At 71.3% G+C, this 19,109-nt stretch carries 22 protein-coding genes; 6 read left to right on the top strand and 16 right to left on the bottom strand.

Going from position 1 to position 19,109, the window contains the following annotated elements:
• The first annotated feature begins 11 nt into the window (after positions 1-11).
• Complete coding sequence (locus IE260_RS26865; RefSeq protein WP_189876231.1) at positions 12-1,316, top strand: 3-oxoacyl-ACP reductase; 1,305 nt, start codon at positions 12-14, stop codon at positions 1,314-1,316.
• Positions 1,316-2,188 (top strand): MaoC family dehydratase, encoded by an 873-nt coding sequence (locus IE260_RS26870; RefSeq protein ID WP_189876234.1) that lies wholly within the window; start codon positions 1,316-1,318, stop codon positions 2,186-2,188. The genes IE260_RS26865 and IE260_RS26870 overlap by 1 nt, the downstream gene beginning before the upstream one ends.
• On the opposite strand, the gene IE260_RS26875 is transcribed toward IE260_RS26870, so the two are convergent.
• From IE260_RS26875 to IE260_RS26920, 10 genes are all read right to left on the bottom strand, one after another.
• Positions 2,176-2,850: a TetR/AcrR family transcriptional regulator gene (locus IE260_RS26875; RefSeq protein ID WP_189876236.1), complete on the bottom strand. Its 675-nt coding sequence runs from the start codon at positions 2,848-2,850 to the stop codon at positions 2,176-2,178. The two genes, IE260_RS26870 and IE260_RS26875, sit on opposite strands and share 13 nt — an antisense overlap.
• A 127-nt stretch (positions 2,851-2,977) precedes the next feature.
• Positions 2,978-4,312: a dicarboxylate/amino acid:cation symporter gene (locus IE260_RS26880; protein ID WP_189876317.1), complete on the bottom strand. Its 1,335-nt coding sequence runs from the start codon at positions 4,310-4,312 to the stop codon at positions 2,978-2,980.
• Between the two features lie 312 nt (positions 4,313-4,624).
• Positions 4,625-4,924, bottom strand: coding sequence for a DUF4229 domain-containing protein (locus tag IE260_RS26885; protein WP_189876238.1), 300 nt, complete (start codon positions 4,922-4,924; stop codon positions 4,625-4,627).
• Positions 4,925-5,029: 105 nt separating this feature from the next.
• Positions 5,030-5,554: a GNAT family N-acetyltransferase gene (locus IE260_RS26890; RefSeq protein WP_189876240.1), complete on the bottom strand. Its 525-nt coding sequence runs from the start codon at positions 5,552-5,554 to the stop codon at positions 5,030-5,032.
• A 19-nt stretch (positions 5,555-5,573) separates the two neighbouring features.
• Entirely contained in the window at positions 5,574-6,209 is a 636-nt protein-coding gene (locus tag IE260_RS26895) for a UdgX family uracil-DNA binding protein (RefSeq protein ID WP_189876242.1), read from the bottom strand.
• A 178-nt stretch (positions 6,210-6,387) separates the two neighbouring features.
• Entirely contained in the window at positions 6,388-7,551 is a 1,164-nt protein-coding gene (gene mqnE / locus IE260_RS26900) for an aminofutalosine synthase MqnE (RefSeq protein ID WP_189876244.1), read from the bottom strand.
• A gap of 49 nt (positions 7,552-7,600) precedes the next feature.
• The gene (locus IE260_RS26905; protein ID WP_188184788.1) at positions 7,601-8,056 is read right to left on the bottom strand and encodes an Lrp/AsnC family transcriptional regulator; all 456 of its coding nucleotides are present in this window, start codon (positions 8,054-8,056) and stop codon (positions 7,601-7,603) included.
• An 86-nt stretch (positions 8,057-8,142) separates the two neighbouring features.
• Complete coding sequence (locus tag IE260_RS26910; RefSeq protein WP_189876246.1) at positions 8,143-8,817, bottom strand: UbiX family flavin prenyltransferase; 675 nt, start codon at positions 8,815-8,817, stop codon at positions 8,143-8,145.
• A 31-nt stretch (positions 8,818-8,848) separates the two neighbouring features.
• A complete protein-coding gene (gene mqnP / locus IE260_RS26915) occupies positions 8,849-9,754 on the bottom strand; it encodes a menaquinone biosynthesis prenyltransferase MqnP (protein WP_189876248.1) in 906 nt (301 codons plus the stop codon).
• Positions 9,751-11,208, bottom strand: coding sequence for a menaquinone biosynthesis decarboxylase (locus tag IE260_RS26920; RefSeq protein ID WP_189876251.1), 1,458 nt, complete (start codon positions 11,206-11,208; stop codon positions 9,751-9,753). Before IE260_RS26920 ends, mqnP begins: the two co-directional genes overlap by 4 nt.
• An 88-nt stretch (positions 11,209-11,296) precedes the next feature.
• Between IE260_RS26920 and IE260_RS26925 the strand changes: the two genes are divergently transcribed.
• Positions 11,297-11,605 carry a PLD nuclease N-terminal domain-containing protein gene (locus IE260_RS26925; protein WP_189876253.1) on the top strand — a complete coding sequence of 103 codons (309 nt, stop codon included), beginning with the start codon at positions 11,297-11,299 and terminating at the stop codon, positions 11,603-11,605.
• A gap of 20 nt (positions 11,606-11,625) precedes the next feature.
• Here the strand turns inward: IE260_RS26925 and IE260_RS26930 are convergent, their stop codons facing one another.
• Complete coding sequence (locus IE260_RS26930; protein WP_229881294.1) at positions 11,626-13,506, bottom strand: serine/threonine-protein kinase; 1,881 nt, start codon at positions 13,504-13,506, stop codon at positions 11,626-11,628.
• A 339-nt stretch (positions 13,507-13,845) separates the two neighbouring features.
• Between IE260_RS26930 and IE260_RS26935 the strand changes: the two genes are divergently transcribed.
• On the top strand, positions 13,846-14,445 hold the full coding sequence (locus IE260_RS26935) for a TetR/AcrR family transcriptional regulator (RefSeq protein WP_189876257.1): 600 nt from the start codon (positions 13,846-13,848) through the stop codon (positions 14,443-14,445).
• A 12-nt stretch (positions 14,446-14,457) separates the two neighbouring features.
• Here IE260_RS26935 and IE260_RS26940 read toward each other — a convergent pair whose 3' ends face one another.
• The 4 genes from IE260_RS26940 to IE260_RS26950 all read right to left on the bottom strand — a co-directional run bounded on the left by IE260_RS26940 (position 14,458) and on the right by IE260_RS26950 (position 16,989).
• Complete coding sequence (locus tag IE260_RS26940) at positions 14,458-14,811, bottom strand: hypothetical protein (protein ID WP_373303411.1); 354 nt, start codon at positions 14,809-14,811, stop codon at positions 14,458-14,460.
• 25 nt (positions 14,812-14,836) lie between these two features.
• Positions 14,837-15,703, bottom strand: coding sequence for a helix-turn-helix domain-containing protein (locus IE260_RS26945; RefSeq protein ID WP_189876259.1), 867 nt, complete (start codon positions 15,701-15,703; stop codon positions 14,837-14,839).
• A gap of 265 nt (positions 15,704-15,968) precedes the next feature.
• Positions 15,969-16,082, bottom strand: a complete 114-nt coding sequence (locus tag IE260_RS41955) for a DUF397 domain-containing protein (protein WP_229881297.1) — start codon at positions 16,080-16,082, stop codon at positions 15,969-15,971.
• Positions 16,030-16,989, bottom strand: a complete 960-nt coding sequence (locus tag IE260_RS26950) for a helix-turn-helix domain-containing protein (RefSeq protein ID WP_189876261.1) — start codon at positions 16,987-16,989, stop codon at positions 16,030-16,032. The genes IE260_RS41955 and IE260_RS26950 overlap by 53 nt, the downstream gene beginning before the upstream one ends.
• Positions 16,990-17,097: 108 nt before the next feature.
• On the opposite strand from IE260_RS26950, the gene IE260_RS42855 reads away from it, so the two are divergent.
• Both IE260_RS42855 and IE260_RS26960 read left to right on the top strand, forming a co-directional pair.
• Positions 17,098-17,712, top strand: a complete 615-nt coding sequence (locus IE260_RS42855) for a DUF7848 domain-containing protein (RefSeq protein ID WP_189876263.1) — start codon at positions 17,098-17,100, stop codon at positions 17,710-17,712.
• Positions 17,713-17,723: 11 nt separating this feature from the next.
• Positions 17,724-18,455 (top strand): MerR family transcriptional regulator, encoded by a 732-nt coding sequence (locus IE260_RS26960; RefSeq protein WP_189876264.1) that lies wholly within the window; start codon positions 17,724-17,726, stop codon positions 18,453-18,455.
• A gap of 12 nt (positions 18,456-18,467) precedes the next feature.
• On the opposite strand, the gene IE260_RS26965 is transcribed toward IE260_RS26960, so the two are convergent.
• A complete protein-coding gene (locus IE260_RS26965; RefSeq protein WP_189876266.1) occupies positions 18,468-18,872 on the bottom strand; it encodes an SRPBCC domain-containing protein in 405 nt (134 codons plus the stop codon).
• Positions 18,873-19,109: the final 237 nt, after the last annotated feature.

Genomic DNA, 19,109 nt, shown 5'->3' on the forward strand with positions numbered 1-19,109 from the left:
GGAGACAGGACATGGCGGACCGCTATCTCGGCTTCACCGGCACCGCGCCCGGCCGGTTCCTGACCCGCCGCCTCGGGCTGCCGCAGCCGGCGGCCCTGATCCGCCGCACCGGGGGGCGCCCGCGTTTCGACGGCGGACTGCTGCACCTGACGGCCGGCACGTCCGACCTCGACCTCGCACCCGTGCTGGCCCGCACGGGCCTCACCCCGGGCGCCGGGCACGACCCCACCGCCGTCGTCCTCGACGCCACCGGCGTCCGGGACGTCGACACGCTCGCCGAGGTGCACGCGGCCCTCCACCCCGTGCTGCGGTCGGTCGCCGTGAGCGGCCGGGTGGTGGTGCTCGGCGCGGCACCGGATCCCGCCGACCACCACCAGGCCGCCGTACAGCAGGCGTTGGAGGGCTTCACACGCTCGCTCGGCAAGGAGATCGGGCGGGGCAGGACCGTGAACCTCGTCCGGCTCGCCGACGTCACCGCCGCCGAGTCCACCCTCCGTTTCCTGCTCTCCCCCGCCTCCGCCTACGTCAGCGGCCAGGTGATCGAGGTCGGGGACGAGGAGGTCACCGCCCCCGACGACTGGGAGCAGCCCCTGACCGGACGCACCGCCCTGGTCACCGGAGCCGCGCGCGGCATCGGCGCCGCGGTCGCCGAGACGCTGGCCGGACAGGGGGCCCGGGTCGTCGTCCTCGACGTGCCGGGGGCCGAGGCCGAGGCGCGGGCGCTCGCCGACCGGCTCGACGGCACCGCCCTCGCCCTCGACGTCACGGCCGCCGACGCCGGCGAGCGGATCGCGGCCGCGCTGCCCGACGGCCTGGACGTGCTGATCCACAACGCGGGCGTCACGCGTGACCGGCGCCTGGTCAACATGCCCGCCGAACGCTGGAGTTCGGTCCTCGACGTCAATCTGGCGAGCGTGCTGCGCACCACGGACGCCCTGCTCTCGTCGGGCGCTCTGAAGCGGGGCGGCCGGATCGTGGCGACGGCCTCGATCGCCGGACTCGCGGGCAACTCGGGCCAGACCAACTACGGCGCGAGCAAGGCCGGGATCGTCGGCCTGGTCCGTTCCCTCGCGCCTCGCGCGCTCGCCGAGCACCGAGTCACGGTGAACGCGGTCGCGCCGGGGTTCATCGAGACGAGGATGACCGCGGCGGTCCCCCTGCTCATCCGCGAGGCCGGACGGCGGATGAACTCCCTCGGCCAGGGCGGCCTGCCGGTCGACGTCGCCGAGACGACCGCCTGGCTCGCCCACCCGGCCTCCGGCGCGGTCAACGGCCAGGTCGTGCGGGTCTGCGGCCAGAGCCTGCTGGGGGCGTGATGACCGAGCGCACCGGCACCGGGGCCACGCGCACCACGACCACGCTGACGGGCTCCCCCGCCCTGGCGCCGCTCCTCGCGCGCGGGGCCCTGCTGTCCCCCTTCAAACGGCCCCGCCCGGACGCCGGCTTCCCCCGCACCCGGCTGCTGCTGCCCGGCCTGCGCGTGGACGCCGCCCGGCTGGCCGCGTACGAGCGGGTGTGCGGGTTCCCGGCCGGAGCGGACACGCTGCCGGTGACCCATCCGCATGTGCTGGGCTTCCCGGCGGCCATGCGCCTGATGAGCGCCCGGGGCTTCCCGCTGCCGCTGCTCGGCCTCGTCCACACCTCGATCGACATCACCCGGCGGGCGGCCATGTCCGCGAGCGCGGAGTACGACCTCGCCGTGTACGTCGACCGGCTGGTGCCGCACCGGCGCGGCACCGAGGCCGCGGTGGTGACGGAGATGCGGACCGGCGGGGACGTCGTGTGGGAGTCGCGGAGCACCTATCTCGCGCGGCACCGCCCGGACGGGCGGGCCGACGGCGACGCCCCCCGGCTGGAGCGGGCGCCGCTGCCCGCCCGGGCCGAGTGGCGGCTCGACGGCGGCCTCGGACGGCGGTACGCAGCCGCCTCCGGTGACCGCAACCCGATCCACCTGCACCCGCTCACCGCCCGCCTGTTCGGCTTCCCCCGGGCCATCGCGCACGGCATGTGGACCGTGGCGCGGTGCCTCGCCGAGCACGGGACGCCGGAGGCGGTCACGGTGCGGGCGGAGTTCCGGGCGCCGGTGCTGCTGCCGGGGGCGGTGACGTACGGGGCGGACGGCGGGCTGTTCGAGCTGCGGGACGCGCGTGAGCGGGTCCATCTGACGGGGAGCGTCTACCCGGCCTGAGCGACCGGCTCCTCCTCGGCCCCCTCCGGCGCCGACCAGGGGCGGCCCGCCATGAGGTCGCCCAGGCCCGCCCAGGCGAAGTTCATCAGGGTCGCCGCCGCCTGCTTCGCCGAGGCACCGGGCGTCGCGTTGGCCCAGTCGGCCAGCGACTCGGCGGCGCCGACCAGGGCCTCGGCCAGTCCGGCGACCTCGCGCTCGGGCAGGTCGGGGTCACGGTGCGCCTCGCGGGCGGCGGCGGCGATCAGCTGCGTCACGAACGCGACGATCTCCTCGCGCATCGCCGCGACCTCGGCGGCGAACCGCTCGCCGTGGGTGCGGGCCTGCAGGTGGAGCACCGCCCAGCCGTCCGGGTTGCGGGCGGTGTGCGTGAAGAAGGCCCGCAGTCCGGACCAGAGTTGTCCGTCGGCGGGCAGACCGGGGCGGACACCGGCGCGGACGGCCTCGGTCAGGGCCCGCGCCTCACGGCGGATGCAGGCCGTGAAGAGGTCTTCCTTCGAGTTCAGGTACAGGTACACCAGCGGCTTGGACACGCCCGCGAGTTCCGCGATCTCGTCCATCGACGCCGCCATGTACCCGCGCTGACCGAAGGTGCGCACCGCGGCGTCCAGCATCTGCTGCTCACGGACCGCGCGCGGCATCCGCTTGGTCTTCCCAACACCCATGCGAATCAGCGTACGGTCCGTGCGGCCGTGGTCAGGACGTTCGCGTCCCGGCGGTGTCGGCCGCACACGGCGAACCCCGCTCACCGGCCTCGGTGAGCGGGGTTCGGGACGGTCCGGAGAACGGCGCCTACGCGGCGACCGGCACCGGCTCGGGCTCCCGCTCCACCTCGTCGATCGGCGAGCTGTGGGCCTCGTCGTACGCCTTGCGGTCGAGCAGGCCCTCGCGGGCCGAGACGAGGACCGGCACCAGGGCCTGGCCGGCGACGTTGGTCGCGGTGCGCATCATGTCCAGGATCGGGTCGATCGCGAGGAGCAGACCGACACCCTCCATCGGCAGGCCCAGCGTGGACAGGGTCAGCGTCAGCATGACCGTGGCGCCGGTGAGGCCGGCCGTGGCGGCGGAGCCGACCACCGAGACGAAGGCGATCAGCAGGTAGTCGCCGACGTTCAGCTGGATGTCGAAGATCTGGGCGACGAAGATCGCGGCGATCGCCGGGTAGATGGCGGCGCAGCCGTCCATCTTGGTCGTCGCGCCGAACGGCACCGCGAAGGACGCGTACTCCTTCGGCACGCCGAGGCGCTCGGTCACCTTCTGCGTCAGCGGCATGGTGCCCACCGACGAACGGGAGACGAAGGCCAGCTGGATCGCCGGCCAGGCGCCCTTGAAGAACTGCAGCGGGTTGGCCTTGGCGACGGTCGCCAGCAGCGCCGGGTAGACCACGAACAGCACGATCGCGCAGCCGACGTAGATGTCGGCGGTGAAGGTGGCGTACTTGCCGATCAGGTCCCAGCCGTAGGTGGCGATGGCGTTGCCGATGAGGCCGACGGTGCCGAGCGGGGCCAGGCGGATGACCCACCACAGGGCCTTCTGCAGGAGTTCGAGGACGGACTCGCTCAGGTTCAGGATCGGCTGGGCCTTCTCGCCCAGCTGGAGGGCGGCGATACCGGCGACGGCGGCCATGAAGACGATCTGGAGCACGTTCAGCTCGGTGAACGGCGTGATCACGTCGGTCGGCACGATGCCGGTGAGGAAGTCGATCCAGGAGCCGGTGTGCTCGGGCTTCGCACCGTCCGCCGGCGTGAGGCCGGTGCCGGCGCCGGGGTTGGTGACCAGGCCGATGACGAGGCCGATGGCCACCGCGATCAGCGACGTGATCATGAACCAGAGAAGGGTGCGGGACGCCAGGCGGGCCGCGTTGTTGACCTTCCGCAGGTTGGTGATCGAGACGAGGATCGCGAAGAAGACGAGGGGGGCGACGGCCAGCTTCAGCAGGCCGATGAAGGTGCCGCCGACCTTCTCCAGGGTGGTCACGAGCCAGGACAGGTCCTGGCTGCGGGCCAGCCAGCCGAGCAGGACGCCCAGCACGAGACCGGCGATTATTTGGGCCCAGAAGGGGACCTTCGGCAGCTTGGAGGACGCCTTGACGGGCGTCGCGGACTTCGTGTTCGCGGACACGGACAGACTCCGTAGGGGACGGGACGCGGGGACGGACGCGCAGGGGCTGACGTGGAGGACGGTGGGGTGAGGGACGTCAGGGGCGACAGGTCGCGGACGCGCACCGGCAGAGGTCCACGTGCAGGCGCGCCACGAGCGCGAGGCTCGGCGGTGTGGCGGGCGCGGCTGCGGGCATCATGCACACGACTTTAACACCATTGCTTTGAGACTCCCATAGCCTGCCTTTGAGAGGTCGGACACCGCTTTCTCCCGTAAAACGCAAAGTGCCCCGGTTTCCGGGGTGTCCGGAAACCGGGGCGGTCACGTGTGTGAGGAAGCTTACGAGGTCTGGCCCTGCGCCCGGGCGGCGTCGTCGACCACGTCCTCCTGGCTGCGGCTGGCCTCGAGGTTGGACTTCATGCGGTCCACGCGCTGCACGACCTGCACCGAGGCCCGGTCCCGCTCCTTGCGCAGCGCCACGAAGCTGATCGGGGCCGAGATCAGCAGGGCGAGCAGGATGATCCACATGCCGTTGGAGTCGCCGAGACCGCGGGGGAACACACCGGCGTAGACGAGACCCCAGACGACCACGAGGCAGCCCACGAAGATCCCGAGGCGCATCAGCGTGTAGCGGAGCATCGCAATCCACTCTTCCGTTTCGGGGAGGCCAGAACGTACCCAAAGGGGCACCGTCCAGTGAAGCACGCCGGGGCTCGGCTCCCGCAGGCGGGGGTGCGGGGTGCCTCAGAGCAGCGGCAACAGCATCATGATGTCGTCCCGGTCGTCGCCCGGCGCCACCCGGATCGCACCGGGCACCCGTCCGACCTCCTTGTAGCCGCAGGAGGCGTAGAACCGCTCCAGGCCGAGGCCGCCCCGGCAGGTGAGCCGTATCGCCTCGATGCCGTCGAGCTCGCGGGCCGCGTCCGCGGCGGCGGCCATGAGGTCCCGGCCGTAACCCCGGCCCTGGTGGCGGGGGTGCACCATCACCGTGTACAGCCACAGCCAGTGGGTCATCAGGCGGTGCGTGTTGCGGGCGAGGAACGCCGTGGCGGCCACCCGGCCCTCCTCGTCGTGCCCGACCAGCAGGCGGGTGCGCCCCTCTGCCATGGCCACCATGTGTCTGACCAGCTCGGGGCGGATGTCCTCCCGTGCCACGGGCGGCACGAAGCCCACGGAACCGCCCGCGTTGGAGACGTCGGTCCACAGGTCGAGGATGCCGTCGCGCAGGTCGCGGGAGACGGCGGGGTCGAACGTGAAAGTAAGGGACACGACCCCATCGTATCTATTACTAAAGTGCCTGCGCCGCCGTCTTGAGATCCGAGACCAGGCCCCGGTACGCCCCCTCCCGGTCCTCCGCCCGCAGCACCGCCGACGGATGCACCGTGGGCACCAGCCGCTCCGGACGGCCGTGGATCTCCCTCTCCAGCACCGTGCCACGCACCTCGGTGACCCGGAACGACGACCCCAGCAGCGCCTTGCCCGCCGTGGCGCCGAGCACCACGATCAGCTCGGGCTCCACCAGGGCCAGCTCGGCGGCCAGCCACGGTCCGCACGCCGTCATCTCGCGCAGCGTGGGTGCCTTGTGGATCCGGCGCTTGCGCGGCTCGGCCTGCGTGAACTTGAAGTGCTTGACCGCGTTGGTCACGTACGTGTCCGCCGGGTCCATGCCGGCCTCGGCCAGCGCCCGGTCGAGCAGTTTCCCGGCGGGGCCGACGAAGGGCCTGCCCTGGCGGTCCTCCTGGTCGCCGGGCTGCTCGCCGACGAGCATGACGCGGGCGGTCGCCTTGCCGGCCCCGAACACGGTCTGGGTGGCGTTCCGGTGCAGGGGGCAGCCGCGGCAGCCGGCCGCGGCCTCCCGCAGGGCGGCCAGACCGCCGTGGTCCGGAACGAAGGGTTGTGCGGTGTAGTCGTCCTCGGTGGCCATGGACTACGGGTACCCGCCGTGGGGGCTCGGACCCGGGCCGGGTACGGGTGGTCCGTGGCTGGTCGCGCAGTGCACCGGGCCTCTGAAAAGGGGCGTCCGCCGCACGTCCCTCAGGGGCGCGGGGAACTGCGCGACCAGCCCCCACGCACCCGCACCCGATGACGAGACCGGAGCGATCTCACACCCTCATCGGCTGAGGAGATTCACGACGCGCGGCGTCGGGACCCTCGTACTCGCGGATGATCTCGTACCGCGTGTTGCGCTCGACGGGCCGGAAGCCCGCGTCGCGGATCAGCTCCAGCAGGTCCTCACGGGTGAGCTTGTTCGGCGTGCCGTAGTTGTCGGCGTCGTGCGTGATCTTGTACTCGACGACCGAGCCGTCCATGTCGTCGGCGCCGTGCTGCAGGGCCAGCTGGGCCGTCTGCACGCCGTGCATGACCCAGAAGACCTTGACGTGCGGGACGTTGTCGAACAGCAGCCGCGAGACCGCGAAGGTCTTCAGGGCCTCGGCGCCGGTCGCCATCTGGGTACGCGCCTGAAGGCGGTTCCTGACCTTGCCGTCCTTCATGTCCACGAAGTCGTGCTGGTAGCGCAGCGGGATGAAGACCTGGAAGCCGTTCGTCTCGTCCTGCAGCTCACGCAGCCGCAGCACGTGGTCCACGCGGTGGCGGGGTTCCTCGATGTGGCCGTAGAGCATGGTGCACGGGGTCTTCAGGCCCTTCTCGTGCGCAAGCCGGTGGATCCGCGACCAGTCCTCCCAGTGGGTGCGGTGGTCCACGATGTGCTGCCGGACCTCCCAGTCGAAGATCTCGGCACCGCCGCCGGTCAGGGACTCCAGACCGGCGTCGATCAGCTCGTCGAGGATCTCGGAGGCGGACAGCCCGGAGATGGTCTCGAAGTGGTGGATCTCGGTGGCGGTGAACGCCTTCAGCGAGACGTTCGGCAGCGCGGCCTTCAGCTCCCGCAGCGAGCGCGGGTAGTACCGCCACGGCAGGTTCGGGTGCAGCCCGTTGACGATGTGCAGCTCGGTGAGGTTCTCGCCCTCCATCGCCTTGGCGAGCTTGACGGCCTCCTCGATGCGCATCGTGTACGCGTCCTTCTCACCCGGCTTGCGCTGGAAGGAGCAGTAGGCGCAGGACGCGGTGCACACGTTCGTCATGTTGAGGTGGCGGTTGACGTTGAAGTGGACGACGTCGCCGTTCTTCCGCGTCCGCACCTCGTGCGCGAGGCCGCCGAGCCAGGCCAGGTCGTCCGACTCGTACAGCGCGATGCCGTCCTCGCGGGTCAGCCGCTCACCGGAGCGGACCTTCTCCTCCAGCTCGCGCTTGAGCCCGACGTCCATGCCGATACCTCTTTCTGAGACAGACTTTGTCAACCGTACGCCCTGCGGCTCAGACCTCCTCCGGCAGCTCTCCCACCCGGTTCTCCCACTTGGTGGAGAGCACGATCGTGGTGCGGGTCCGGGAGACGCCCTTCGTGCCGGACAGCCGCCGGATGATCCGCTCCAGGCCGTCCACGTCGGTCGCGCGCACCTTGAGCATGAAGGAGTCGTCGCCGGCGATGAACCAGCAGTCCTCGATCTCCCGCAGGTCCTTCAGCCGCTGGGCCACGTCCTCGTGGTCGGCGGCGTCGGAGAGCGAGATGCCGATCAGGGCGGTGACACCGAGTCCGAGCGAGGCGGCGTCGACGGTGGCCCGGTAGCCGGTGATGACACCGGCCGCCTCCAGCCGGTTGATGCGATCGGTGACGCTCGGTCCCGACAGTCCGACGAGGCGTCCCAGCTCCGCGTAGGAGGCCCGGCCGTTCTCCCTCAGGGCCTGGATGAGCTGCCTGTCCACCGCGTCCATGCGATCGAAGCCTTCCACTGAAGTGTGCTGAAGAGGTCTGGAGAGTTCCTGAAACGTGTGGGGGGAGGTGGTGCTCGGGTGGTGCGTCAGTCGGGGCGGGACCCGCCGCCGAGTTCGCCGCGCCAGCGGCGGTAGAGGTGGTGCTCGACACCCGCCGCGTCGAGTACGCGTCCGGCGACGAAGTCCACCAGGTCCTGGATGTGTGTCGCCCCCGCGTAGAAGGCCGGCGAGGCGGGCACCACGGTCGCGCCCGCGTCGTCCAGTGTCACCAGGTGCCGCAGCGTCCGGCCGTCCAGCGGGGTCTCCCGTACGGCCACGACCAGCTTGCGCCCCTCCTTCAGGGTCACGCTCGCCGACCGCTGCAACAGGTCCTTCGACAGCCCGAGCGCGACACCGGCCACGCAGGCCGTGGACGCGGGCACGATCAGCATGCCCTTGGCCGGGTACGACCCCGAGGACGGCCCGGCCGCGAGGTCGCCCGCGCTCCAGTGCCGTACGCCGGAGATGTCGACGTCGAACGTCCCCGGCTTCCCGTCGGCCCCGCGCGCGAGCCATGCGCGCAGGTCGTCCTGCCAGTGGGCGTCGCGGAAGGAGATGCCGGTCTCGTCGAGCAGGGTCAGCCGCGAGGCCCGGCTGACCACCAGGTCGACGTCCTCGCCGGCCGCGAGCAGCGCCCGCAGCACGGCCGCCGCGTACGGCGTACCGGATGCTCCCGACACCCCCACGATCCAAGGCGCGCGCTGCGTCTGTCCTGGCTTCATGATGCCGAGCCTATCCGTCGGCTCAGGGTTTTCAGACCGTGAGGCCCCGAACAAGCAGGTCGAGCAGCGCGCACACGAACAGGGCGATGCCGATGAAGCCGTTGACGCTGAAGAACGCCCGGTTCAGCCGGGACAGGTCGTTCGGGCGCACGATGGTGTGCTCGTACACGAACGCGCCCGCCACGATCAGCAGGCCGAGCCAGAAGAAGGCACCGGCGTCGGTGACGACGGCGTACCAGACGAACAGGGCCGTGGTCACCGTGTGGCACGCCCGGGCGCCCCAGATCGCCGCCGGGATGCCGAACCGGGCCGGCACCGACATGACGCCGACCTTCCGGTCCGTCTCGACGTCCTGGCAGGCGTAGATCAGGTCGAAGCCGCCGATCCAGACGCCGACCGCGAGGCCGAGGATCACCGCGTCCCAGGACCAGCTGCCGCTGATCGCCAGCCAGCCGCCGACCGGGCCCATCGCCTGGGCGAGACCCAGGATGGCCTGCGGGAAGTTCGTGAACCGCTTGCCGTACGGATACACCACCATCGGGATCACCGCGATGGGCGCGAGGGCGAGGCACAGCGGGTTGAGCAGGGCCGCCGCGCCGAGGAAGACGACGAGGGCGATCAGCGCGCCGGTCCAGGCGTGCTTGACCGACATCGCGCCGGTGACCAGCTCCCGGTGGGCGGTGCGCGGGTTGCGGGCGTCGATCTCGCGGTCGATGATCCGGTTGACCGCCATGGCGAAGGTGCGCAGGCCGACCATGGCGACGGTGACCAGCAGCAGCCGGCCCCAGTGGATGTTCTTGTCCCACTGGAACATCGCGGTGAGGGAGGCGATGTAGGCGAAGGGGAGGGCGAAGACCGAGTGCTCGATCATCACCAGGCGGAGGAACGCCTTCGTGCGCCCCGGCTGCTGCGGCAGCGCGGCGGAAGCCGACGTCACAGTCCGTACTCCTTCCAGCGGCGGTCGACCTTCGCCGCCGTCTCCGGGTCGGACAGCACCATGTCCGGCCAGCCACCGTCTCGCGTGTACCCCTCCTCGGGCCACTTCTTCGTGGCGTCGATGCCGGCCTTGCCGCCCCAGAACTGCTGGTAGGAGGCGTGGTCGAGGTGGTCGACGGGCCCCTCGACGACCGTGAGGTCGCGGGCGTAGTCGGTGTTGCCGAGCGCGCGCCAGGCGACCTCGTGCAGATCGTGCACGTCGCAGTCGGAGTCGACGACCACGATCAGCTTGGTCAGGGACATCATGTGCGCGCCCCAGATGGCGTGCATCACCTTCTGGGCGTGTTTGGGGTACTTCTTGTCGATCGACACGATCGCACAGTTGTGGAAGCCGCCCGCCTCCGGCAGGTGGTAGTCCACGATGTCCGGAACGATGATCTTCAGCAGCGGAAGGAAGAAGCGCTCGGTCGCGCGGCCCAGCGGCCCGTCCTCCGTCGGCGGACGCCCGACGACGATCGACTGGAGCAGCGGGCGCTTCCGCATCGTCACGCAGTCGATCTTCAGGGCCGGGAAGGGCTCCTGGGGCGTGTAGAAGCCGGTGTGGTCGCCGAACGGACCCTCCGGCAGCATCTCGCCGGGCTCCAGCCAGCCCTCCAGTACCACCTCGGCGTTGGCGGGCACCTGGAGCGGCACGGTCTTGCAGTCGACCATCTCGATCCGCTTGCCCTGCACGAACCCGGCGAACAGGTACTCGTCGATGTCACCGGGGAGCGGCGCGGTGGAGGCGTACGTCACGGCCGGCGGGCAGCCGAAGGCGATGGCGACGGGCAGCCGTTCGCCGCGCCGGGCCGCCACCTGGTAGTGGTTGCGGCTGTCCTTGTGGATCTGCCAGTGCATGCCGATGGTGCGCTTGTCGTGGCGCTGGAGCCGGTACAGACCCAGGTTGCGGATGCCCGTCTCCGGGTCCTTGGTGTGGGTGAGGCCCAGGTTGAAGAAGGAGCCGCCGTCCTTGGGCCAGGTGAAGAGCGCGGGGAGCCGGTCGAGGTCGACGTCGTCGCCGTGCAGGACGACCTCCTGCACGGGCGCGTTGTCGGACTTCACCTTCTTCGGCGGTACGTGCGTCATCGCGCCGAGCTTGCCGAAGGCCTCCCGCATCCCGACGAACCCGTGCGGCAGCTCCGGCTTCAGCAGCCCGCCGATCTTGTCGGAGATGTCGCCGTACGACTTCAGGCCGAGGGCCTTCAGCAGACGCCGGTCGGTCCCGAAGACGTTCATCGCGAGGGGCATGGAGGAGCCCTTCACGTTCTCGAAGAGCAGGGCGGGGCCGCCGGCCTTGTTCACCCGGTCGACGATCTCCCCGACCTCCAGGTACGGGTCCACCTCGGCCTTGATGCGCTTCAGGTCGCCCTCGCGCTCCAGCGCCCTGAGCAGGGAGCGAAGATCGTCGTAAGCCATGCGGTCCAGTATCCCCGAGCGGTTACGCTGGCCCCGTACCGACCCTGTATCGACCTGTATCGCCCACCGCTTCCGTTGGAGAGGGCCCATGCTCCGGGTGCTGATGTTCCTCGTGCCACTGGCGTTGAGCGTCTACGCGTTCATCGACTGCATCAGCACGAAGGACGAGGACATCCGCCACATGCCCAAGCCGCTGTGGGCGATCCTCGTGCTGCTCTTCCCGCTGGTCGGCTCGATCTCGTGGATCATCGCCGGGAAGAAGCGGCAGCCGGTGACCGGCTCGCCGTGGCAGGGCGGCGGACGGCGCCAGTGGGTCGCGCCGGACGACAATCCCGAGTTCCTGAAGTCCCTGGACGACGACAAGGACGACAAGCCCAAGCGGGACGGCGACGGCTGAGACCGGGTCAAGGGGCCCGACTAGGACCTCGCCCACTGCTGGGACGCCGCCCCCGACTGGCACGTGTGGGTCGCCACGCCGCCGCCGAAGGCCAGGTCGAGGCAGCCGCCGTAGCCCGAGAGGGTGCCGCCGGAGCCGGTGCGCCAGCGCAGACCGGCGCTGTCCTGACTGCAGTTGGCCACGAAGGTGGCCTGGCCGTTCCCGTTCGAGCTCAGGCAGGCGCCGCTCGAACGGTTGATCACCTTGACGGTGCCGCCGGAGGCGCTCTTGAAGGTCCAGGAGGCGGTCGCGTCCGTGCAGGCACCGAGGCTCGCGGAGCCGTAGACCTGGGTGAGGCACTTCCCGTTCTCGCCGTTGCGCAGGGTGAACCAGCCGGAGGGCGGGGTGCCGGGCGAGGTCCCCGGCCCACCGGATCCCGACCCGGCCCCGGACCCTCCGGAGTCGCCGGAACCGCTCGATCCGTCGGACCCGGTGGATCCCGCCGAGCCGCCGGCCCCGGCGTCTTCGGAACCGCCGTCCGAGTCGCCGGTGCCGCCCGCGCCCGCACCTGTGCCGTTCCCCAGGCCCGGGGTGCCGTCCTCGCCGTCCTTCCCGTCGTCTCCGTCCTTGCCGTTGTCTCCGTCCTTGCCGTTGTCCCCGTCCTCGCCCTTCTCGCCGTCCGGGGACACCGACGGGGACGCGCTCCCGGTCGCCGAGTCCGTCGACTTCACGCCCGGCGAGGACGTGGCCGGGGCGGTGGCCGCGGATGGCGTGGCACGGGCCTCGTCCTCGGGTGACGTCGAGTACGGCAGCAGGCGGACCGCCAGCGTCGTGCCCGTGGCGACCACCACGACGGGGAGGACGGCGACCAGGACCCGGGTCCGGCGGCTCCGCTCCTTCCGCAACGGCCGGGACTGCGGCTCCGTCCTCCGCCGTTCGACCTCGGGCTCCGGCTCCGTGGAGGGCAGGGGCACCGGCAGGTCGTCCTCGTCCGGAGTGCGTGCCGCGAAGGCGGCCCGTTCCGTCAGCAGCTCGGTGATGTCCTCGGGCCACAGCGGCGCGGCGGTCGGTGCGTGCTGCGTGGCGAGTTCGAGGAGTTCGGCGGCGCCGGGCCGGCCCTCATGGTCCTTGTCGAGGCAGGACGCGACGACGTCGGCGAGTCCGGGGTCCAGCTCGCGCAGCGGCTCGAGATCGGGCTCCTCGTGCACGATGCGGTAGAGCACGGCGTGCCCGGACTCGTCGCCGAAGGGCGGTCGTCCGGAGGCCGCGTAGGCGATCACCGAACCCAGCGCGAACACGTCGACGACGCCGCTCGACGCCCGTTTGCCCGCGGCTTGTTCCGGTGACATGTAGGCGGGCGTGCCCACCACCATGCCGGTCCGTGTCAGCTGACTCTGCTCGGCCGCCCGGGCGACACCGAAGTCGATGACGGTGAGACCGTCCAGGGTCAGCATGACGTTGGACGGCTTCAGGTCCCGGTGCACCATGTCCAGCGCGTGCACCGCCGCCAGCCCCGAGGCCGCGTCCCTCAGCAACAGCCACAAGGCGTCGGCGGGCAGGGGCCCGTGCAGCTCGACGGCCTCGCGCAGGGTGATGCCGGGCACGTACGCGGTGGCGAACCACGGCGGCCGTGCCTCACGGTCACCGGCGAGCAGCGGGGCGGTGGCCTCCGCGGGAAGCCGGGAGAGGTTGTCCAGCTCGTGGCCGAAACGGCGCAGGAAGTCCTTGTCCTCGCCGACGACCGAGGGCAGCACCTGCTTGACGGCGACGTAACGCCCCTCGTGGACGCCGAGATAGACCCGCCCCATTCCGCCGGCGCCGAGGCGTCCGACCAGCGGGATCGTCCCGATCCGTCGAGGGTCGCCGTCCTCCAGCGGTTCGGCCCCGCTGCCCGCGAGGTCGAATCCGGTTTCCCCGTTCACTCTCTCCCCGTTCACCGACCGGCCCGGCCGGACCCGTGGCGGCCGTACATTCCCCCCAGTCCGTACGGACGGACACGGGTCCGGACAGGGCATCAGTCTGCATCATCGCGACCCGGGATTGAAAGATCCTTCTAGAAAATCATTCTATTTCCGCGCGTAGGAACCGAGACGGCGGCGGAGGTGTGCTCGCGGAGGCGTCCTCGGTGTACGGGTCGTCGGTGTACGGCTCCTGGGGCGTGGGCGCAGGGCGCTCCGGTCGGCCGGACAACTGGAGTAGATTTCTAGAAAACGACTCTAGAAGCCCATCTCGCCAGCACGACGTTCGAGGACGGTCGCCCCATGAGCCCCAAGCAACAACGTGGCGAGGCCACCGTCGAACTGCTCCTGGACGCGGCGCTGCGCGTCTACGCCGAGGCGGGCGAGCCGGGGCTGACGGTGAACGCCGTGACCAGGGCCAGCGGGGTCAGCCTGGGCAGCCTCTACCACCACTTCGGCAGCATCGACGGCCTCGTCGACGCCCTGCTGATGCGCTGGCTGGGACGGCTGCTGGGCGAGATGGTCACGGCCCTGGAGCACTCCCGCACGGCCCGCACCGGCGTCCGCGCCCTGACGCGCACTTATTTGTCCTTCGTCCGGGAACACCGGGAGGCGGGCATGCTGCTGCACTCCTCACGGGCCGACCGTCTCGGGATGACCCAGGCGGCACAGCTCCGCGACGCCCAGGAGGCCAGGCTGACCCCCATGGCCGCATGGGTGGCGCACCACGTCGAGAAGGGCGAGATCGCGCCGTTGCCCCTGCCGCTGATCGAGTCCCTCGTCCTCGGCCCGGTCGTCGGCGCCGCCCGCCGCTGGCTGACCTTCGGCGACATCGACCTCGACGAGGCGGCACGGGTCCTGCCGGAGCGGATCTGGCGGTCGATCAGCGCGGAGGCGGTGTGAGGCGGGGCCGGGTCACTCGTCGCCGAAGATCTCTTCGGCGGTGGGTGCGGTGACGGCGCGGGCGAGCCAGCGGCGCAGGATGCCGGGGTCGTCGCAGTCCGTGATGCGCCTGCGGACGTCGTCGGCGACGTCGAGGCCGCGCTGCTCCAGGACGAGCAGGACGTCTTGGGCGCCCTGCTGGGCGCCCCCCTGTTCGCGGCCCTGTTCGCGGCCTTCGTCCCGGATCTCTTCGGCGATGTACGACTTGTAGAAGGAGAGGTCCACGGCCACCAGGTTCCTCCAGAGGTGCTTCGCCGGGCGGTTGCCCAGGCCCTGTGCGGTGAATTCGACGATGGGGTCCGCGATGTCTTCCGGTGCGTCCCGCAATGCTGTGGACAGGGCCTTCAGGGGGTCAGGGATGGCCGGCGGCTGCCCGGCAGTCGCGGCAGCGTCCTCCGGGCTCCGGTGCGCGGAAGCTGCGGTCGCAGCCGTCGCAGTTCTGGAGCGGGTGCCGGACGGGTGGCGGTGCGGCCGGGGCGCGGAAGGGCGGCGGCGGGGGCAACTGGGCCGTGAGGCGGTGGGCCAGGAGGGCGGCCGGGCGGCGGACGCCCTCCGGCGGCAGGTCGGTGGTCAGGGCGTGGCGTACGGCCGCGGGGGCCACGTCCCGTTCCAGCCATACCGCCACGCCGGGCGCCAGGTGGGCCGTGTCGCAGGCCGAGAGGAGCAGGCTTGGGGCGTGGCGGCGCAGGTTGGCCAGGAGATCGGTGGCCTGCTGGAGGAGCGCCGGGGACTTGCAGCTCGGCTGCGGTACGGCGGGCAGGGCACGCTTCTTGCGGGGCGGGCGCTGCTCGGCGTGCGGTTTCCTGGCGGGCTCTGGGCGGTGCCGCGTCGCACCCGGCTGGTTGCAGGAGACCGTACGGGTGACGATGCGCCCGGCGGGGGTGCGTACGCGTTCCCGGCGCAGGTAGCCGTGTGCCTCCAGCTCGCGCAGGCCGGCGGCGATCCGGGCCGTGCCCTCCTTGAAGCGTGCGGCGAGGGTCTTGATGTCGCAGAGCCTGCCCTCCGGCAGCGACTGGATGTGCAGGCCCAGCCCGATCGCGAGCAGCGACAGCTCCGGGTGCTGGGCGAGGTGGTTGCCGACCACGGTGAAGTTCGTGGTGTGGCGGACGTTGTCGTGGATCACGCCGGAGGATTGGCAGTGACGGTCCCCGGATCGGGGGTGTTTGTCGCCAACGGCGGACTGGGCGTGCGAGGGCACGCTAAGGTCGGGGGTACCCATCAGGAAGGTCTCTCTCTTCCTTGGTGGTCAGGCCCTCGCGGGGATCGCTAGTCCCCGACGGGGGCCGACATATGTCAGCGGTTGTTGCGCTGAGCGTAAGGGAGTTGGGGGATCCGAAATCCAGCCCAACCGATGATGTTCACCCACCTGAGTGAGACCGCGCCACGGGCGGGAGGGGTGGGGCTTGGTGGGTTCTTTCTTCCCCAGTGGTCCTTTACGGGGTAGCCGCCCGCAGCACCGGAGCGCGAGAAACCGGGTTCCGGTGTCAGCGCAGGGCCGACGTGAACGCGGCCCAGGCCGCGCGGCTTACCAACAGGACGGGACCGTCAGGGTTCTTGCCGTCGCGGACGGGGACGGTGGCGGGGAATCCGGGGGCCACTTCGACGCAATTGCCGCCGTTGTCGCCGCTGTAGCTGCTCTTGACCCAAGTCACCGCGCTGAACTCGTGGCTGTCCATCCTGTTGGTACCTCTCCAACGCGTCACTGATCAGAGCGGCGGACTCAGGAGCTGACGGCGCGTCCGCCCGGAGCACATCATAGGTCTGGCTATGGCGCCGGAAGAGAGTTGGATCGTCGTTGAAGTGCCCGCGGTCCAGCGACTCCGAGTACACCCACCGATGCCCGCCGAGCAGTTCGATCAATGACATGGAGGCGTTGGGGCGGATCAGTCCCGGGAGGCTTGCGGGGGCGACCTGGATCCGGATGTTGGGGCGGCGACCCAGCTCCAGCAGGTGGGCACACTGACCGCTCATCACCGCCGGACCACCGATGACGGTTCGTAGGCAGCTCTCGTCCAGCACGACGTGGTACAGCGGACCGTCATCGTCCAAGAAACGCTGCTGCCGGCTCATGCGGGCGCGCACGCGCTCCTCGGCCTCGACGTGGCCGGTCACTCGCGAGAACAGTGCCCATGCATACTCCTCTGTCTGCAACAACCCTGGTACGACTCGCTCTTGGTACTCCCGCAGCGCCACCGCCTTCGCGTCCATCTCGGCCCTCCGCCGGAACCAATCCGGATGCTCCACCTGCGGATACCAGTCGATCCGCCCCCACAACCGCACCAACACCCCACCCGTGCCCAGCAACTCGTCGCACGTCTTCGCGAACGTGTCCTGCGGCACCCGCGTCCCCGCCTCCACGCGCGCGACGTGTGAGCGGTCGCACGGGATGCGGGCCGCCAGGCCCTCCTGCGTCAGCCCCGCGGCCTCACGGAAGTGCTTCAGCACCTCGCCGAACACCGCGGCCGTGCTGACCCCCGAGGCCCCCTCGGCGTTGCGTCGGCTCACAGCCGCCCCTCCCCTCCGTGACAGTGGTCGACTGTCACGCGTCGAGCGTTGATACGGACGGTTCCCCTGGGCAACCCTCGTTACACCCAGAGTGACGGAGGTCGGAGCATGGAACCGGGATCGCTCGTGTACGACCCGCGGACGCGGAAGGTCGGCGAGTACCAGGGCCGGTCGGGCCCGTACGTGATGCTGCGCCCGGTCGGCGGCGGCCGGGAGTGGCAGGCGGACCCGGCGCTGGTCCGGGCGGCGACGACGGAGGAGCGGCTGAGCGCGGGGGTCCGGGCCGTCAACGACCGGTCGCTCACGGGGCTGCTGACGGCGCGTCCGCTGGTCGAGGTCGGCCCGCCGCCCGAGCCGGTCACCGGCTGCGCCACGTGTACCGGACTGGCCGAGCGGCGCGACCGTGCGCGGGCCACCGGCGACGGCAGCGCGGAGACCGACGCCGACGTGCTGCTGGCCCGGCACCAACGGCTCCAGCACGGCGGGGCCGGACGCCGGACCTTCCGGTACGTGCCGTTCGCGATCGTCCAGGACCCGTCGGCACTGCCCGAGTACGAGGCCCGCTGCGTCTCCGGCGACGACGCGGACTGCGGGGCCGGCTCCGGGCCGTGCGGCGACCCGGCGGAGGCCGAGGAGTGGCAGCGCAGGCACACCCAGGAGACCCGGCACACCCGCTACCGCCGCAGCTTCGCCGACTACGCGGTGCTGGAGTGCCGGTCATAGGCTGCGAGCCGATGACGAACGACCGTCGGCTCCGATCCGTCGACCTGGCCCGGCTGGCCGGTGTGTCGACGCAGCAGATCCGCAACTACGAGGGCGCGGGCGTACTGCCGCCCGCCGAGCGGACCGCGTCCGGCTACCGCGTCTTCGGCGAGGTGCACCGGCGTGCGCTGTTGACGTACCGGGCGCTGAAGCAGGGGTACGGGCCGGTGACGGCCACGCAGGTGGTGCGGGCCGTGCACGACGGGGACGTGCCGGGCGCGCTCGCGCTCGTGGACGCCGCGCACGCCGCCCTGCACGAGGAGCGGGTCTCGCTGCGGGCCGCGAGCGAGGCCCTGGAGGCGCTGGCCGGCGAGGAGCCCGGGCCGCTTCCCGGAGCGGGCGGCCTGCGCATCGGAGAGGTCGCCGCGCTGATCGGCGTACGGACGTCCGCGCTGCGGGTGTGGGAGGCCGCCGGGCTGCTCACGCCCCGGCGGGAGCGCGGCACGAAGTACCGCCTGTACGACCCCGCCGACGTGCGCGACGCCCGGCTGGTGAGCACCCTGCGCCGCAGCCACCACTTGTTCGACCAGATCCGCCCGGTGCTGGACGGCCTGCGGCGGGAGGGCAGCAGCGAGGCCCTGCGGGCGGCGATCACGGCGCGGGGAGAGGCGCTCACCGCGCGTACGCGGGCGATGCTCGCCGGAGCGGGAGCCCTGCACGCGTACGTCGGGTACGTCGAAGGCGTCGCGGACCCCGGCGCATAGCCCGGCCGGCGGTCAGGTGCCGCCCTCCAGCAGGCCGATCAGCCGCTCGAACCGCGCCCGCCAGCGCTGTTCGGTCTCCTGCTCGCCCCGGAACTCGTGGGTGAAGCGCAGGGTGGTGCCCCGGTCACCGTCCCGTTCCAGATGGAAGCGGATGCGGCCGCCGCCCTCCACCGTGTACTCAGCGACCCTCTCCACGTCCCAGGCGGTGACCCGTCCCGCACCCACGCCACGCAGGGTGACCGCCCCTTCCAGACGGTGTTCGAGAACGTCGGCCGGGGTGTACCAGGCCGCGAGGCCGACCTCGGTGGCCAGTGCGGGCCAGACCTTCTCCACGGGCCGGGGAAGCCGCACCAGGAAGTGGAGGAGGTGGGCGGTCCCCCGGGTCTCGCTGGTGCCCTGTTCGATGGAACCGGTCATGACACCAGCGTGACTCCGCACGGAGGGTTGTGCACGGCCGGAGGGCAGGTCCTCGACGGCCACCTCCCGCTCGCCGGAAGGCGTGGTTGCAGACGGAGCGTGCGTAGGCGTCGAAGAGGTCGCCGAACGCGTCGTGGTCCCCCGCGCGGATGCGTTTCCGCAGATAAGTGTCCACATCACCTTGCCTGTCCGCACGACGAAGGCCGGTTCCCGTGACGTGGGTCACGGGAACCGGCC

The sequence above is a fragment of the Streptomyces viridiviolaceus genome (genome assembly GCF_014650995.1).
In the GTDB taxonomy this organism is placed as follows: domain Bacteria; phylum Actinomycetota; class Actinomycetes; order Streptomycetales; family Streptomycetaceae; genus Streptomyces; species Streptomyces viridiviolaceus.